11 protein-coding genes are annotated in these 15,270 nt (G+C 73.1%); 2 read left to right on the top strand and 9 right to left on the bottom strand.

The window, feature by feature from the left end; genetic code table 11:
• Window positions 1–172: 172 nt before the first annotated feature.
• The 6 genes from BUQ68_RS23085 to bcsN all read right to left on the bottom strand — a co-directional run bounded on the left by BUQ68_RS23085 (window position 173) and on the right by bcsN (window position 9,713).
• A complete protein-coding gene (locus tag BUQ68_RS23085; protein ID WP_095407336.1) occupies window positions 173–334 on the bottom strand; it encodes a DUF3563 family protein in 162 nt (53 codons plus the stop codon).
• Window positions 335–565: 231 nt separating this feature from the next.
• Entirely contained in the window at window positions 566–2,860 is a 2,295-nt protein-coding gene (locus tag BUQ68_RS13470; RefSeq protein WP_075216501.1) for a hypothetical protein, read from the bottom strand.
• Complete coding sequence (locus BUQ68_RS13465) at window positions 2,857–3,933, bottom strand: family 8 glycosyl hydrolase (RefSeq protein ID WP_075216500.1); 1,077 nt, start codon at window positions 3,931–3,933, stop codon at window positions 2,857–2,859. Before BUQ68_RS13465 ends, BUQ68_RS13470 begins: the two co-directional genes overlap by 4 nt.
• On the bottom strand, window positions 3,930–6,371 hold the full coding sequence (locus BUQ68_RS13460; RefSeq protein ID WP_075216499.1) for a cellulose biosynthesis cyclic di-GMP-binding regulatory protein BcsB: 2,442 nt from the start codon (window positions 6,369–6,371) through the stop codon (window positions 3,930–3,932). Before BUQ68_RS13460 ends, BUQ68_RS13465 begins: the two co-directional genes overlap by 4 nt.
• Window positions 6,368–8,548 (bottom strand): UDP-forming cellulose synthase catalytic subunit, encoded by a 2,181-nt coding sequence (gene bcsA / locus BUQ68_RS13455; protein WP_075216498.1) that lies wholly within the window; start codon window positions 8,546–8,548, stop codon window positions 6,368–6,370. Before bcsA ends, BUQ68_RS13460 begins: the two co-directional genes overlap by 4 nt.
• Window positions 8,549–8,609: 61 nt before the next feature.
• Complete coding sequence (gene bcsN, locus BUQ68_RS13450) at window positions 8,610–9,713, bottom strand: cellulose biosynthesis protein BcsN (protein ID WP_175577814.1); 1,104 nt, start codon at window positions 9,711–9,713, stop codon at window positions 8,610–8,612.
• A 284-nt stretch (window positions 9,714–9,997) separates the two neighbouring features.
• Here bcsN and BUQ68_RS13445 point away from each other — a divergent pair, with 284 nt between their 5' ends.
• Both BUQ68_RS13445 and BUQ68_RS13440 read left to right on the top strand, forming a co-directional pair.
• Window positions 9,998–10,534, top strand: a complete 537-nt coding sequence (locus BUQ68_RS13445) for a YciE/YciF ferroxidase family protein (RefSeq protein WP_075216496.1) — start codon at window positions 9,998–10,000, stop codon at window positions 10,532–10,534.
• 231 nt (window positions 10,535–10,765) lie between these two features.
• Window positions 10,766–11,083, top strand: coding sequence for a hypothetical protein (locus BUQ68_RS13440; RefSeq protein WP_075216495.1), 318 nt, complete (start codon window positions 10,766–10,768; stop codon window positions 11,081–11,083).
• A 345-nt stretch (window positions 11,084–11,428) separates the two neighbouring features.
• Here BUQ68_RS13440 and BUQ68_RS13435 read toward each other — a convergent pair whose 3' ends face one another.
• The 3 genes from BUQ68_RS13435 to BUQ68_RS13425 all read right to left on the bottom strand — a co-directional run bounded on the left by BUQ68_RS13435 (window position 11,429) and on the right by BUQ68_RS13425 (window position 15,212).
• Complete coding sequence (locus BUQ68_RS13435; protein ID WP_075216494.1) at window positions 11,429–12,082, bottom strand: hypothetical protein; 654 nt, start codon at window positions 12,080–12,082, stop codon at window positions 11,429–11,431.
• A 150-nt stretch (window positions 12,083–12,232) separates the two neighbouring features.
• Window positions 12,233–13,687, bottom strand: a complete 1,455-nt coding sequence (locus BUQ68_RS13430; RefSeq protein WP_075216493.1) for a DUF8082 domain-containing protein — start codon at window positions 13,685–13,687, stop codon at window positions 12,233–12,235.
• 88 nt (window positions 13,688–13,775) lie between these two features.
• Window positions 13,776–15,212, bottom strand: a complete 1,437-nt coding sequence (locus BUQ68_RS13425; protein ID WP_083656559.1) for a serine/threonine-protein kinase — start codon at window positions 15,210–15,212, stop codon at window positions 13,776–13,778.
• Window positions 15,213–15,270 lie beyond the last annotated feature (58 nt).

The following is a 15,270-nucleotide window of genomic DNA, read 5'->3' as shown; positions in this document are numbered from 1 at the left end:
GGCCAGTTTTTCACCGTCAAGCGCGGCGGGCGGGCGGACGGGAGAGGGCCAATACGGAGGACCGCCCCCAACGAGCCCACATCCCGCGCGGCCGGCCTCATTGCGGGCCGAATGCGCGGCGACGGGTCAAGCTCATGACGGTCGAACCAGCCGAGCCGTCATGAGCCGAACATCAGTAGTAGGACGGCGCCCGGCGGAACTTGCCGGCGTCGATCTCGCGCTGGCGGCGTTCCAGGTCGATCCGGTCCATGGCCTCGTTGAGGTAGGCGTTCTCCGGGTCGAAGGAGACGAAGCGGGTCCAGGCCTTGCGAGCCTTGGCGATGGGTCCGAACATGACGGCCTCCGTTGATGGGACCGCGACGCGGTCCGAGGGTGCGCGACCGCGGTGGGGCGGTCTGGCGGCCGGGGGTCCCGCGACGCGGTTTCCGGCGTTTTCGTTGACCGGAAGATAGGTGCGTCGGGCGCCCATGAGCAGATGTCTTTGTTGCATCGCAGCAATGCACGCAGATCATGGACGCTCTCGGTTTCAGATCTCGTTAATCCGTTTCTGCATGGCTCCTTCGACTCACGATCCCCGCATCAAGGGTCGGCGGCTCTCCAGCGCGGCCAGACCTTCGAGGGCTGGCCGGTGACCCGCCGCGGCGGCGGCCTGGAACAGGTCCCTGGCGGCGGCGAACTCGCGCATGTGATAGTGCGCCCAGCCGCGCAAGGTCATCAGGTCGGTCGTCTCCGCCGCCACCGCGCCACGCGCGTCGAGGAGGGCAACCGTCTCGCGAAAGGCGCCGGCCGAGAAGGCCGCCAAGCTGTCGTCGGCCAGGATGGCGGCCTCCAGCTCCGCGCTCCGGGGAGCCGACTGCGGCACCGCCGCCGCGGCGGCGGCCTCCCGGGTCATGCCGAGGCGCAGATAGGCGAGCGACAGGCCGTAGGCCGCGTCCTGCCGGGCCCGGGCGCCGCCGGTGCCGAGCGCCCGCTCGAAATGGGCGAGCGCCTCGTAGGGGCGGTTCAGCCGCATCAGCGACCAGCCGCGCGCCAGCCCCTGGCCGCCGCCCGCCGTCGCGTCCCACCCGCCGTCGTCGACCCGTGCGGCCGCCCCGCCACCGGGGATCGCCCCGTTCGCCGAGCCATAGGCCGCTGGCAACACCCCCAGCGAGCCGGTCGGCATGTGGGCGAAGGCCGCTTCCGCGGCGGTCCCGGCCGCCGACGCGGCGGTCCCGGCCGCCGACGGCCAATAGGCCGCCGGCGTGGCGTCCCGCCACCCGGTCGTCGCCACCGCGGCGACGGCCTGCGGCGCGCGGCGCCCCGGCGCGGCGGCAAGCGCCACCGCCTCGGCGATGCGCGGCGAGCGGGCCGCCCACAGGCGGGCGATCTCCGCCACGCCCGCCTTGTCGTCCCGCGCCTGGCGGGCGATCAGGAGGCCGAAGGCCGCGTCCTCCAGGTCGGGCGCCCAGACGAGGGCGGTCGCCTGCCACTGGCCGGCCGTCTCCACCTGCCCGAGCGCATAGGCGTACCAGCCGACCTGCTGGGCGAGGTCCGCGTTGCGGGTCGCCATCACCACCTGGACGATGCGCTCGATCACCGGCGGCTCGATGGTCGCCCGCGGCTCCGTCGCGAGCAGCCGGGCGACGGCCGCCGCGTAGACCTTCGCCAGATCCTCCGAGGCCGCGTGATGGGGATAAAGCACCGCCTCCGCCTCGGCCGGGCGTTCCGCCGCGATGAGGGCGAGCCCCAGCCCCTCGGCCGCCTCGGCGGACGGCTGGCGTTCGCCGGCGAGCCGGAACCAGGTCTCCGCGTCGGCGGCAGTGGTCCGCTTCAGGTGATACCAGCCGAGGAGCAGCGCGTCGCGGGCGTCGGCCGCAGCACGGCCGGCCGCCTCCAGCACGGCCCGGTCCGCGTCCGCCAGCGCCATGTCCGGGTCGTTGATGGCCGCCACGATGGCGCTCCGGGCGATCTCGGCCCTGAGGGCGGCGAACTCCGGCGCGCCCGTACTGTCGGGGCGCTCCAGGGCGAAAAGGGCGGTCAGTGCCGCGCGCGGCAGCCGCTCGGCCGCCTTCTGCAGGGTGGCGAGCCGTTCGGCCGGGTTGTCGCAATGGGTCAGGATGTGCGTGTAGACGTCGCCGGCGCGCCCCGGCTGGTCGGTGGCCGCGAAGGCCGTCGCAACGTGCCAGAGCACGTTCATCTCGGCGCAGACGAGGAGGTCCGGCGTCTCGGTCGCCACCGCCAGCACCGCCGGCCAGCGCTCCGCTTCGGCCGCCGCCACCAGCTGCTGGCGCTTCTCGCCGACGCGGATCGCCGTCGCGAGGTCCTCCGGCACCGGCCAGTCGGGCTCGCGCGCCTGGCGGTCGGCGATCGCCTGGCGCACCTCGGCGAACTGGCCGCGCGCCTGCAGCCGCCACAGGCGGTCGATCTCCGGGTCGGGCCGTCCGCCGGCCCGGCCGAGGTCCGCCGGCCGCACCCAGCCCGGGTAGAGCGCCTCCAGCCGCGCCGCCTCCGCCTCCAGCCGGCGGATGTCGCCCTCCCGGGCGAAATAGTGGAGCGCGGTCTCGTCCACATCGCCGCCCGCCCGTGTGGCGGGCGCAAGGGCCGGGTCGGCCGCCGGCACCGTGCCGGTCGGCAGGGCACCGTCGGCGAGGAGCGGAAAGACCTCGGCCGCGGGCGCTTCCGCCGCGGGCGCTTCCGCCGGCGGACGCAGCGGCTCGGCGAGCGCCGGCGGCGTGGCGGCCTGCGCGAGCACGTCGCGGATCACCACCGGCGACGGATCGGCCGCCACGGCCGGCAGGAAGGTCGGAGTGCCGAGGTCCGGGCCGGCATAGACCACGAACACGGCGAGCGCCGCGACGGCGAGGGACACGGTCTTGCTCATAGGCACTCCTTGTGGCTCAACCTCAGGTGGCTGAGCGTCAGCAGATGGAGGGTGGACGGGTAGTAGAGCGTCGGCTCGAACCGGGCGAGATCGGCCGGCACGGGCGTGCCCGCGCGGGCGCAGGCGAGCGCGGCGAGGATGATCCGGTAGCCCGGATCCGGCAGCGGCTCCGTGACCGTGCCGTCGGCGAGCGACAGCACCGCCGGCCGGCCGCCGCTCCGGCGCAGCCACGCCGCCGCCACGGCCGCCGCCGTCGGGTGGTCGTGAAGGCCGGCGCGCATCAGATAAAGCGGCAGCCGGAGGGCGTTGTAGCCGAACACGGCCGGAAAGCGCTCCGCCGGCACCGGCACCGGCCCGGCGACGGAGAGCCATTCGGGCGGCAGCCGGTCCGGGCCGGCGACGGCGCGCGACAGGAAGCGGGGCGCGGACGCTCCCAGCGCGCGCCAGTCGCTGTCCGGCAGGAGGAGGCCGAAGGCCGCGATCGCCTCCAGGACCAGGTAGGAGGGGTTGACCACCGGCCCGTCGGGCCGGTCGGCCGCGCCGAATCCGCTCACCCCCGGCAGGAGCACGACACCGCCGTCGTGGCGAAGGAGCACCGTCTCCGCGAGCCGCCCGGCGATCGCCAACGCCTCCCTGGCATAGCCCGGCTCGGCGAAGGCCGAGGCGGCGCGCAGCAGCGCGTAGGCGATCAAGAGGTCGCCGTCGCTCGCCGTGTTCGGATCGCCCACCGGCGGGTCGGCCGCCGGGTCGTAGCGCCAGGCGAACAGCCCGTCCGGGCGGCGCAGGCGCGTCGCCGCGAAATTCCAGAGCGCCCGGAAGGTCGCCTCATCGCCGGCGGCGAGCGCCAGCAACATGCCGTAGCCCTGGCCCTCCGAATGGGAGACGCCGCCGTTGCCGTCGTCGACCACCCGCCCGTCCGCCGTCACGAAGCGCGCCCGGTAGAGCGCCCACTCGGCGGCCGTCACCGAGCCGCGTCCGCCGTCGTCCACGTGGGCGGCGAGCCGGTGGCCCGCCGGGGCCGCCGCGGCCAGCAGGAAGGCGGCCGACAGGCCGAGGGCGGCGAGCGCCTTCATGACGGCCGCCCCGAGCGGTCGAGGACGACGGAGGCGGCGAGGCCGCAGAGGAGGCTCGCGGCGATCAGGCCGGCGGCGAACACCAGGAGGTTCTCCGACACCCAGTTGGCAAGAATCAGGCGGAGGTTGGCGAGTGACAGCGGCGCCGTCGGCACCAGCCGCGCGTCGGTGGCCGGCACGGTGACGACCCGGTCGGCGCCGATCCGCCAGACCACGATGCGCCCGTCGATCCCGGTCCAGAGGCTCGACCCGGCGAGCGCCTCGGCCCCGGCGAGCAGCGAGGCCGGCGAGGGGCCGGTCAGCATGGTCCAGGCGCCCGCGCCCGACGGGCTGATCGCCTGGGCCAGGATGGCGGCCGAGCCGGCGGGCGGCACGTAGGAGAGATCCGCCGGCGGCTGGATCCTCAGATCGGCGAACGAGATGCCGAGCCGGGCCTCCAGCGCGTCGGCAACCCAGCCCACATAGCCGCCCGCGCCGGACTGGCGGGTGATCTCCTGCCACCGCTCCGCCACCGCCACCGCGTCGCCGCCCGGAAAGGACACCGGCGCCCGGGCGGCCCGGTCCAGCCCGGCGATCGCCCGCACCGGCTGCCAGCCGGTGCGCAGCGTCTCGGCAAGCCCGAAGGCCGTCATCACGCCCGATCCGAACTGGGCGGCGGTGCCGACGAAGAGGGCGGAACCCGGCGCCTGCCGGCGGTCGAGGACGAGCGGCAGCACCTGGTCGCTGGCGCGGGCAAGCCGGGCCACCAGGGTGGCGGCCGCCGACAGGGTGGTGTCGTCGGTGGCGGCCAGCACCACCGGGAGGGGGTCCTGCCGCGAGGCGTAGGGGTAGCCGGTGGTGGCGAGGGCCGACAGGTCCGGCCAGCGCGCCACCCGGGCGAACGACGGCATCTCGAACGCGCTGGTGTCGAACAGGACGAAACGGCTGGCCGCGTTGGCGGCGGCGCCCGGCGGACAGAGCCGGTCCTCCACGGTCTCGGTGATGATCTGGATCTCGATCTCGTTGACGCCGGGCCGGAAGGCCCGGAGCGGCACGTCGATGACGAAATCGCGCAGCACCACGTCCCGCGATCCGCCGATCGGCAGGGAAGCGGCCGCCTGACCGTTGACGAACACGTCGAACCGGCCGCCCGGCACCACCTCCGGCGCGTAGGCGGCGTCGAGGTGGATCCGGCCGGTGCCGGAGGCGGCCGCGTAGAAGTCCGCCGGCACCTGGATGGCGAAGCGCGTGGAGAAGCGCCGGCCGGCGATCTCCTGGGTGGCGATGCCGAGGTCGGCGAAGCTGAACCGCGCCGCCTCGGTGGCGACCGGGCCGAGCGCCGTGCGCAGGAGCCCGAGGTCCGCCGCCTCCGTCCGGCGGCCCGGCGCGTCGGCGGCGGGCTCCAGCCGCCGGGCGGCGGCGGCGACGCCGGTCCAGTCCGGCGCGGTGACGAGGAGCACCGCCTGTCCGGAGCGTCCGGCGACGAAGCCCGCATAGGGCCGGTCCGGGGCCGGCGCGGGGAGGTCGGCGAGCCCCCGCAGGTCGGCGCTCCGCCCGACCAGCACCGGCACCACGCCCGGGCCGATCTCGGCGGGCAGCCGCTCCACCACCCGGACCACCTGGTTCGGCTGCTGCAGCCGAAGGGCGATCGCCTGGGCGACGGCCAGCACGCTGGCGGCCGCCTCCGTCCGGTCGCCGGCCGGCGTGGCGATCAGGATGGTGGCGCGCCCGTTGGCGTCCACCCCGACGGCGCCAAGGTCGTCGAGCGCCATGGCCCCGCCGGCCGAGAGCGTCGGGAAGACGAGGGCGGTGGCGCGCGGGTCGATGTCCGTCCAGAGGTCGAAGGTGGATTGCACCGTGCAGTCGGTGCGGTGGCGCTGGGTCACCTCCATCCGGATCCGGTTGGCGCCGGCCTTCAGAAGCCCGGCCGGCAGCGGCACCGAGAGCCGGTCCTCGTCGGCGGAGGAGGCCAACGGGCGGAGCACCACTACCGTGTCGTTCACCACCACGCGAAGCTGGGAGGCCTCCGGCATGACGAAGACCGAGTTGATGAAGCCGAGCTCCAGCGCCACCGGCGCCAGCGCCTCGCTCGCCGACAGATGGACCGTCCAGGCGGCATAATCCTCCTCGCCCTCGAGGCGCAGGCTGCGCACCGGCACGATGAGCTTGCGCCGGCCGGCGGGCACGGCGGCGGCGGCAGGACGCTCGATCGGGGCGGCGGCAAGCGGTTGGGCTGGTCCGGGGATGGCCTCTGCCCCGCCGACGACCGGGCCGATCCGGAAGATCGGGCCGGCGGCATCGGCCGTTCCGGATCCGGGCGAGCCTGGAGCGGGGGCGCCCGCCCCGGCAGCCGGATCGGGGTGGACAGCCGCCGGCCCCATCGCGAACGGCGGCGCGTCCTCCGCGGCGGCCGGAAGCGCCGACAGCACCATGGCGAGAAGCACGACAAAGCGGATCATCGGGTCGCCTCCTGGCCAGCCGGCGCGTTCTTTAGCGCCTTCGGCCGGGCGTGACGGACGAGGTAGTAGAGGCCGCGCGCGGTCTGCTTGGCTGAGAGCAAGAGGAAGGTCAGGGTGCCGGCGATCAGCCCCATGCCGGAGCGGCGGGCCCGCAGCGTCTCCACCCAGCGCGTGCTGTCCCCGTAGACGAGGTCGGCGGTCATCCGTCCGCGTTCCGCCGGCCCGCCGACGAAGCCGAGCGAGACCGGGCCGTGCAGCACGCGCTCGCCGGCCTTCACGGTCACCACCGCCTCCAGCACCGGGTCGTTGTCCCGGGTCGGCAGGCGCAAGGTGGCGAGGCTGCCCGGCGCGAGCTCGCGGTGGTCGCCCTCCACCCGCGCCTGCAGACCCGTCCCGGTGACGGCGTCGACGACTGCCGGCCAGACCCGGTCGCCCTGGACGAGGTCGCAGCGGCGCCGGACCGGCAGGGTCTGCCAGCGGTCGTCCGGCCGCTCGGACACCGCCCCGAGGGCGCAGCCGGCAAGGAGCAGGTTGAAGAGGTTCCAGCCGCCGACCATCAGCGTCATGTCGGCGCGGAACGGGTCGGTGGCGTAGCGGACCGCCGTCATGACGAGCCCGAGGGCCATCAGGGCGAAGATCAGGAAGAAGGGCTTGGCCATCGGCGACAGGTGCGGTTCCGTCACCTCTTCGTTCTTCGCCGTCACCTTGAACGCGGGCTTGCGCGGGCTGACGAGGACGCTGATCACGGCCGGCAGCAGGTAGACCGACAGCACGTATTCGTAGAGTTCCGAAATCCACGGCCGCCGGTAGGCGCCGTAAATGTAGTTCTGCAGCATCATGTTGGCGAGGATGTAGGGGACCGTGTAGCTGACGAATTCCGACCCGGAGGCGTTGAAGATCTGCAAATCCAGGAAGATGTAGCAGAGCGGCGCCATCAGGAAGACCATGCGCCAGAGCGGGAACATCCAGAACAGGATGCTCGACGCATAGGCGATGCGCTGGGGCGTGCTGAGGCCGGCCTTCAGGAACGGGGTGTGGAAGATCAGGATCTGGATCATCCCCTGGGCCCAGCGGGTGCGCTGGCCGACGAAGCTGGCGAAGGTGGCCGGCTGCAGGCCCGCCACCATGGGCCGGTCCACGTAGAGGCTGGTCCAGCCGAGGGCGTGCAGGCGGAGCGCGGTCTCGCTGTCCTCGGTGATGGAGTCCGTCTGGATGCCGCCGACCTGGTCGAGGGCCGACCGGCGCAGCACGGCGGCGGAGCCGCAGAAGAAGCTGCCGTTCCACTTGTCGAGGCCGCGCTGGATCAGCCCGTAGAACATCTCGTTCTCGGCCGGCATGCGCTGGAACGTGCCGAGGTTGCGCTCCACCGGATCCGGATTGACGAAGAAGTGGGGGCTCTGCACCAGGAACAGACGGTCGTCTTCGGCGAAGTGGCCGACGGTCTGCTGCAGGAAGTCGCGGGTGGGCGCATGGTCGGCGTCGAACACCACCACGAGGTCGCCGTTGCAGTGGCCGAGCGCGTGGTTGATGTTGCCGGCCTTGGCGTCGAGGTTCCGGTCGCGCGTCAGGTAGCGGACGCCGAGGTCGGCGCAGAGCGCCTGCAGGTCCGCGTGCCGCCGGCGCGCCGCAGCCGCCTCCTCGAACCGGTCGGATTCCCGCTTCTGCCGGGTGCCGCCGTCGTCGAGCAGCCACACCGTGAACCGGTCGGCCGGATAGTCCATCGCCTTGGCGGCCGCCAGCGTGGTGGCGAGCAGGTCGGCGTCCTCGTTGTAGCTCGGTACCAGCACGTCCACCGTCGGCAGGTCGTCCGGCAGCGGCGGCGCCGGGCGGGGCGGCAGCGGCTTGGCGATGACGAAGAGGGTGACGCCCAGCATGAGGATGCCGGCCATCTCGGCCAGGTAGAGGATCAGGCCGGGGATGAAGTCGGCGAGGCTCTCCGCCGACGGCAAGGTGGTGGCGGTGCGCCACACCACGTAGCGGAGCACCACAGTCACGCCGAGGGTGAGCGTGACGATGCGCCAGACGCCCTCCGAGCGCACCGCGTGCAGCACGGCCATCAGGGCGACGGTGGCAAAGCCCGCCACCAGGTTGGCCTGCAGGCTGACCGGCAGCGACACGAGGCTGGCGATGATCGCCAGCGCCAGCAGTCCGAGGAAGGCAAAGACCGTCGTCGTCATGGCAGGGCGGCCTTCAGGGGTTCGGCCGTCCGGGTGGGGACGGCGCTCCGGGAGAGCGGGATCATGGACCGGGGACCGGTGGACCGGCGGGAACCGCGGGCGGCGGCGGGATGCGCAGGCCGGCGCCCGGCGGCGGCGCCACGCCCGCCCCGGCGCCCGTCGCCAGCGGCACCGGCGGCGGCACCAGCACCGCCGGACGGGCGCAGAGCACGCCGAGCCCCGGCTGCGCGCACGGCGGGACGACAGCTGCGGACCGGCGGGCGTTGATCTCCGCGGCGCCGGACGCGCCGGCACCGGCGGCGAGGGGCGCGGGCACCAGGACCGCACCGGCTCCCGGCATGACCTCGCCGGCAGCCGGCGGTCCGCCCCGCCCGGTCGACACCACTGAACCGGCAGTCGGCACCATGATGCCGCCGAGTTCGGGCAGCGCCAGCATGCCGTTGGTCGGCACCGCGGCCGCGCGCGCAGGCGCCCGGCGGCCACGCGGTGCGTCGGCGAAGACCGGATCCGGGTCGACGAAGCGGCCCGCACCCGGCCGGCCGGATCCGCCGCCCGCCGCGCGCGCCGCGGCGCCGACCGCGTAGGCCTGCATCAGCCCGTCGACGCGCGCGGCTGTCAGGCGCGTGTCGCAGACGCGCAGGCGCACTTGCACGACGCCGCCGGCACGCTGGCCGAGGCGGCTGCCGCCGGCGATCCGCTGCCAGCCGTAGACGCAAGGCTCGCCGCGGGCGGAGCGGCCGGTGGCATAGCCGTAGGGGCCGTAGGCGTTCTCCCCGTAGGCCGTGGTGCGGCCGAGCGCGACGCCCGGAATGGCGCGCGCCAGTTCCTGGTCGAGGGCGCTGCTCGCCGGCCGCACGTCGTCGAGCCGGGGTCCGTAGCCGGTGCCGCCGCCCGGCACCAGGAAGGCGGCCGAAACATAGTTGGAGCCCGGCACGCGCGAGCGGGTCGCCAGGATGAGCTTGCGCTCATGGCCGTTGGCATAGGCCTTCTCGACCTCGCCGAGCACGGCGAGCCCGGCGGCCTGGAACGCCAGGCGGCTTCCCCACGCCCCCGCCCCGACGCCCGGCGCGGGCGCGGTCGTCACGCAGCCCGCCAGCAGTCCGGCCGAAAGCCAAAGTCCAACGACGCCCGACAGGCGCCGCAGAAGCCGCACAGGTACGCACATGACCATCTCCTTCCCGTGCCAGAGAAGGATACTTCCGAGTCGATCTCAATTGAATACCTTTATTAAGGTGAATTTAACCGCTTTATACATTGCATTATTTCACATTGTTGAGTCATGATTCATGGACTCGACTCGATTTTATAATTTCTTTCTTGAATTCATATGAGGCGCCTCCCAAGCCCCGCGCCCCGCCGACCATGTCCGCGGGCCCGCGCCGATGGGGCGGCGATGGAACGATCCTGCCGAGTGTCGGTTGAATCGGGCATTGGCAAGGAGAGAGACGAATGGCCACCAAGACAAAGACCCTGGAAGATGCCTTCTACGAAACCCTGAAGGACGTCTACTATGCGGAAAAGAACTCGGTCCGCGCGCTGAAGAAGTCTGCCAAGTCGGCTCAGTCCGAGGACTTGAAGGCTGCGTTCCAGACGCACGCCGAGGAAAGTCAGGGCCAGGTCGAACGACTCGAGAAGGTGTTCGAGATCATCGGCAAGCCTTCCCGCTCCAAGACCTGCGAAGCCATGCAGGGCCTCACGGCCGAGATGCAGGAGGACCTGGAGGACTTCGAGGGCTCGCCGGCCGCCGACGCGGTGCTGATCGGCTCCGCCCAGGCGATCGAGCACTACGAGATTGCCCGCTACGGCACCCTGAAGACCTGGGCGAGCCAGCTCGGCCACGACGAGGCGGCTTCGCTCCTCGACGAGACGCTCCAGGAGGAGAAGAAGACCGACGAGCTTCTCTCCCAGATCGCCGGCTCGATCAACGCCATGGGCACCGGCGAGGACCAGCCGAAGCGCGCCGCCGGCAGCGCCCGCGCCAAGTAGGCGCCGCCACGCCCGGCCCGCGCCGCCGGGATCTAACCATGACGCCGGAACCCGCCGCGCCCGAAAGGCCGCGGCGGGTTTTTTCGTGTCGTTTTCGGCTGTGTGACGGCGCTCACAGCCGGCGGGCCGGGCGTCAGGCAGGATCCACTCATCGCCGGACGGAAAGTCCAAAGCCGGCGGGACAGACCAGACCAACCCACTGACCTCAACCTCACGCAAAGGAAAACCATCATGATCGATCCGTGGCTCGCCTCCTTCGGCGCCGACCTCAACCAGGGCCTCAACACCGCCGACGTGAACGCCGCGAACGGCCTCGGCAACACCATCGGTGGCGATGTCGCCGCCGTCGCCGACCAGCAGGTGGGCGATGCCGAGTTCGGCTTCGGCGACTTCTTCGGTGGCCCGCTCGTCGGCGACATCAACATCAACATCGGCGTCAACACGGCGACCACGGTGGTCGGCAACGGTGCCTTCAACAGCATCGAAGGCGACGTCCTCGCCCAGGCCACCCAGTCGATCGGTGACTTCGACCTCTTCGGGGTCGCCTGATCGAGGCCGGGACGGAGCGGCGCCCCGGCGCCGCTCTCCCCTCCCCTCTTCGCCTTCTCCCTCCACCCCTTCCGCCCCAATCCCTTTTCCCCTCTCCCTGACCTTTTTCTTTCTCCCTCCCCTCTCGTTCGTCAGACCCCTTTTTTCCTCCCTCCCCTCCTGTTCCCCCTCTCCCTCCTGTCCTCCCCCTCGGACAGCCCCTCGCCCTCCCCGTCCCGGGGAGGGTTTTTTTTTGCGCGCGGCCAAGCGCGCGGGCAGCGGAGAGGGGCGCCGGCAACAGAAAGGCCCGGCGCAGTCCTTGCGGACGGCGCCGGGCCTTTTCCGATGGCCTCCCGGGGAACCGGATCAGAACGGCAGGAAGCCGCCCGCGTCGGCCACCAGCGCCTCCTGGACGCCGAAGGCCGTCACGTCGCCGCCGACCGAAACGCTCCCGCCGCCGGAGGCGTCGAACAGCACCTGGGTGTTCTGCACCAGGGTGTTCTGGACGATGTTGAAGAGGTCGATGTCGATCGTGTCGATGTTGACCGTGATGGCCGGACGATCGTCGCCGGTGCCGGAGAGCCATTCCAGGAGCACGTCGCCGAGCACCGCCTCGAACCCGCCGGCCTCGTCGAAGGCCGCCTCGTCCCAGCCGAGGTCGTTCGCCGGCGGCGCGCCGTAGCCGCCCGATCCGCCGCCGAAGTCCGTGGGATAGCCTGCACCGGCCGACGATCCCGCCGCCGGTCCGGCGAACGCCGGGCCATCGGTGATCCCGGGCGCCGGCTGGCCCACTCCTTGGCTCCCGCCCGGCTGGCCGCCGAAGCCCTGGTCCCCGGCGGGCTGGCCGGGGGTCTCGGCACCCTTGCCGGCCACCGGTTCGGCCTTGGGGCCGCCGTCGGCGGGGCTGTCGTTGCCGTTGCCGTGCCGGCCGAAGCCGGGCTCGTGGTCGGGCCTGTCCGGCTGGTCTGGTTGGTCCGGCCGGTCGACGCCGCGACCGCTGCCGAAGAACTTGCTGAGCATGGCTGTCGATCCTTCCGCCGCCCCGCCGCGCCCGGCGCACCACGCGCCGGACCCCGCGGCAGGGGCGGTCCGTCCGGTGCTAGCAGGCGGAAGGGGTGGGGATCCGTGACGGCCGTCACACCGGGCCGGCGGGCCGGCGCCGCGCCGGCCTCAGGCGCGCGTCCGGCGTACGATCCGGCGGGCCTTCAGCAGAAACTGCGGCCGCTCGGCGGCGGCCGGGATCTCGGCCGCCAGGGTGTCGACGAGGAGATCCGGATCGGCGATCCGGCCAGCGTGCCGGCGCACCAGCATGCGGGCGACCGGGCCGATATGGAGCGTGAGCGCCTGGATGAGGTCCTCCACGCAGTCGTCCGGCAGAAGGCGGGCCGCGCGGGCGAGATCGATCGGCACGGCGGACGTCATGGTGGTGTCGGTCACCGTCGTGTCGCCGAGCGGCCGCGGCGGCAGATCGGGCACCACCAGCGGCGTGGCGATCGGCAGGGACAGCACCGGCGCCGGCGGCGAGGCGGCGATGGTGGCCGGCTCGGACGCGGTCGGCGCGTTCACGTGCAGCGCGTTCGCGGGCGGCAGGTCATCGGGCGGCGCGGCCAGGGGCGACACGATCACCGGCGGCACCGCCACCTGAGGCAGGGTCACGGGCGCCAGGGTCACGGGCGGCAAGGTCACGGGCGGCAAGGTCACGGGCGACGCCGCCGCCGTTGGCATGGCCGCGGTCGCCCTCGGCGGCGTCGGGATCGGGGCCACCATGGGCGGCAGGGCCGGCAGCGGTGACGGCGCGCGGCGCGGCGCGGCGTCGAACACATCGCCCGGTGCGTCCGTCGACGATATGTCGTCCCGGAACGGGGTCGGGGCCGACAGGCGCTCGCCGGACGGCGGCGCGAAGGTCGCGCCCGCTGAGGCGCCCTGCGGCGGGCCGGTGGCGGCGTCGGTTCGCCCGCCAGCCGTCGGGGGTGGCGCGGCCCCCTCCGGCGGTGTCGCCATCCGCTCGGCGTCCGACCGGACCGGCGGATCGCCGGCCGTCTCCGGCCCGCGGCCGCGGCGGGCGGGCGCCATGGTGTGGTCGAGGGCGTCGCCCGCGGCCTCGCCGCCGGATCGCCCGTTGCCGCCGCGGTCGGCGCGGTCGTCGGCGCGCGGCACCGCCACGCTGAAGGTCGCGACCCGGCGCGGGCTGTGCTTCAGGCTGATCACGCCCCGCTCGGCGAAATCGGCGCTGATGCGCGGCGCCACCGCCTCCATGACGGCGGAGGAGATCAGGATGCCGCCGGGCTCGGCGAGGCTTTCCAGGCGGGCCGCGATCACCAGGGCCTCGCCGAACGGCAGGTCGTCCTGGAACAGCACCTCGCCGAGATGCACGCCGACCCGGAGACGGAGCGCGTCGAGGCCCGGGGCGGCGGCGAGGCGCACCTGGGTGTCGAGGGCGCAGCGCACCGCGTCCACCGCGCTCTCGAACAGCGCGAAGATGCCGTCGCCGGGCAGGCCGAACAGCCAGCCGCCGTGCACCGCCAGCTGTTCGCGGGCGATCCGGCGGGTGGTCCACAGCGCCTCCAGGGTGCTGGTCTCGTCCACCGAGACGAGCCCGCCGAAGTTCGCCACGTCGGCCGCCATCACGGCTCGCAGGCGACGCCGCCGCGGACCGCTCTCGAAAGGGGGGGACGGCGCGTTGCTCATGGGTGATGTCCGCCGGGCGGGCCGGTCAGGCGCCTTCGCGGCCGCCGAGTTTCGTACGAAGGGCGAGGAACGAGGCCCTATCTTGCTCGCTGGGGATGAACTCGGCAAGGCGGCGGTAGAAGTCTTCCCGTCCGACGGCCTTCTCGGCCTGGCGGGTGACGAGCACGGAGGCGACCGGGCCGACCAGCGGCAGCAGCATGCCGGTCACCGCCTTGATCTCCGCGTCGGACACCACCTTCATCACCGGGCCGGTGGTGGCGAACACCGGCGCCACCTGCAGCACCCGACCGGCCGCCGCGCGGAACGCCGCCGCGTCGGTGTCCTGCTTGATCTCCCGGTGGAGGAGATCGATGAAGGTGTCCATGTCGCTCGCCTGGGTGGAGGCCTTCTTGACCACCAGCCGGGCGATCGGCCCGAGGAAGCGGGCGAGCGTCTTGCTGAGCGCGTCGATCGTGTCGGGTGCCAGCACGTCCGCCATGGTCTGGTTGAGCGCCTGGCGGGTGGTGCCGGCGCTTTCCCGAGCCGGCTGGTGCGACAGGGCGGTGAGGTCCAGCGGCGCGCCGTTGTCGGGCGGGCGCTGCTCGATCGCCTGGTTGAGAGCGTCGATGAAAAGGTCGGCAGACTGGAAGCGGTCGTCCGGGTTGCGGGCGAGCGAGCGCTGCACCACCGCGTCGAGCTCCGGCCAGAGCTCCGGCCGGAACGAGCGCACCGACGGCGGCGAGGTATCCATCAGGAGGCGCAGCAGTTCGGCAAGGTCGCTCGCCACGAACGGCTTGGCCCCGGTGAGGAGCTGGAAGAGGATGATGCCGGCGGAGAAGAGATCCGAGCGCGCGTCCGCCGGACGGCCGAGGAATCGCTCCGGGGCCATGTAGTTGGGCGTGCCCACCGGGCCGCCGTAGCCGGGCCGGGTCAGCTCCAGGGTCTCCAGGTGGGCGACGCCGAAGTCCGACACCTTGATCGACGAGGCCGACGGACAGAGGATGTTGGCCGGCTTCACGTCCCGGTGGATGACCCCCTTGGAGTGGGCGTAACCGAGGGCGAACAGGAGCTGGGCCATGATCTCGCCCACCTGCCGCACGGGCGGCAGGGCGCCGCGCTTCAGCACGTTGTCGAGCGTGCCGGCGTTCACATACTCCATGACGATGTAGGGGGCGCCGTCCTGCTCGACGAAGTCGAACACGGTGACGATGTTCGGGTGCAGGCAGCGCCCGGCCGAACGGGCCTCCACGGCGAAGCGGCGCAGCAGGTCGTCGTTCTCGCCGATGCCGGCGAGGAATTCCGGCCTGAGCGTCTTGATGGCGAGCGGCCGGTCGATGTGCTCGTCATAGCCCTTGTAGACCACGCCGACGGCGCCGCGACCGATCACGTGATCGACGCGGTACTTGCCGACCCGTGTCGGCGCTCCCTCCCCGTGTGCCGGAGGGGCGCCGCCCGCGCCCCTCTTCTCGCCGCCTGAAACCATCCGGTCCTCTTCTCACACCCGACTCATGGGATGGCCCGACCGGCCGGCGGCCGGTCGG

The sequence above is a fragment of the Mongoliimonas terrestris genome, assembly GCF_001927285.1.
GTDB lineage: Bacteria > Pseudomonadota > Alphaproteobacteria > Rhizobiales > Pleomorphomonadaceae > Chthonobacter > Chthonobacter terrestris.
Note: the sequence above shows the minus strand (reverse complement) of the source record. Positions and strands in the feature narration are given on the sequence as shown.

What these genes read in the sequence shown, in the direction of transcription:
- BUQ68_RS23085 (WP_095407336.1), bottom strand. Translation starts at nt 334, where the DNA reads ATGTTCGGACCCATCGCCAAGGCTCGCAAGGCCTGGACCCGCTTCGTC.
- BUQ68_RS13470 (WP_075216501.1), bottom strand. Translation starts at nt 2,860, where the DNA reads ATGAGCAAGACCGTGTCCCTCGCCGTCGCGGCGCTCGCCGTGTTCGTG.
- BUQ68_RS13465 (WP_075216500.1), bottom strand. Translation starts at nt 3,933, where the DNA reads ATGAAGGCGCTCGCCGCCCTCGGCCTGTCGGCCGCCTTCCTGCTGGCC.
- BUQ68_RS13460 (WP_075216499.1), bottom strand. Translation starts at nt 6,371, where the DNA reads ATGATCCGCTTTGTCGTGCTTCTCGCCATGGTGCTGTCGGCGCTTCCG.
- bcsA (WP_075216498.1), bottom strand. Translation starts at nt 8,548, where the DNA reads ATGACGACGACGGTCTTTGCCTTCCTCGGACTGCTGGCGCTGGCGATC.
- bcsN (WP_175577814.1), bottom strand. Translation starts at nt 9,713, where the DNA reads ATGTGCGTACCTGTGCGGCTTCTGCGGCGCCTGTCGGGCGTCGTTGGA.
- BUQ68_RS13445 (WP_075216496.1), top strand. Translation starts at nt 9,998, where the DNA reads ATGGCCACCAAGACAAAGACCCTGGAAGATGCCTTCTACGAAACCCTG.
- BUQ68_RS13440 (WP_075216495.1), top strand. Translation starts at nt 10,766, where the DNA reads ATGATCGATCCGTGGCTCGCCTCCTTCGGCGCCGACCTCAACCAGGGC.
- BUQ68_RS13435 (WP_075216494.1), bottom strand. Translation starts at nt 12,082, where the DNA reads ATGCTCAGCAAGTTCTTCGGCAGCGGTCGCGGCGTCGACCGGCCGGAC.
- BUQ68_RS13430 (WP_075216493.1), bottom strand. Translation starts at nt 13,687, where the DNA reads ATGGCGGCCGACGTGGCGAACTTCGGCGGGCTCGTCTCGGTGGACGAG.
- BUQ68_RS13425 (WP_083656559.1), bottom strand. Translation starts at nt 15,212, where the DNA reads ATGGTTTCAGGCGGCGAGAAGAGGGGCGCGGGCGGCGCCCCTCCGGCA.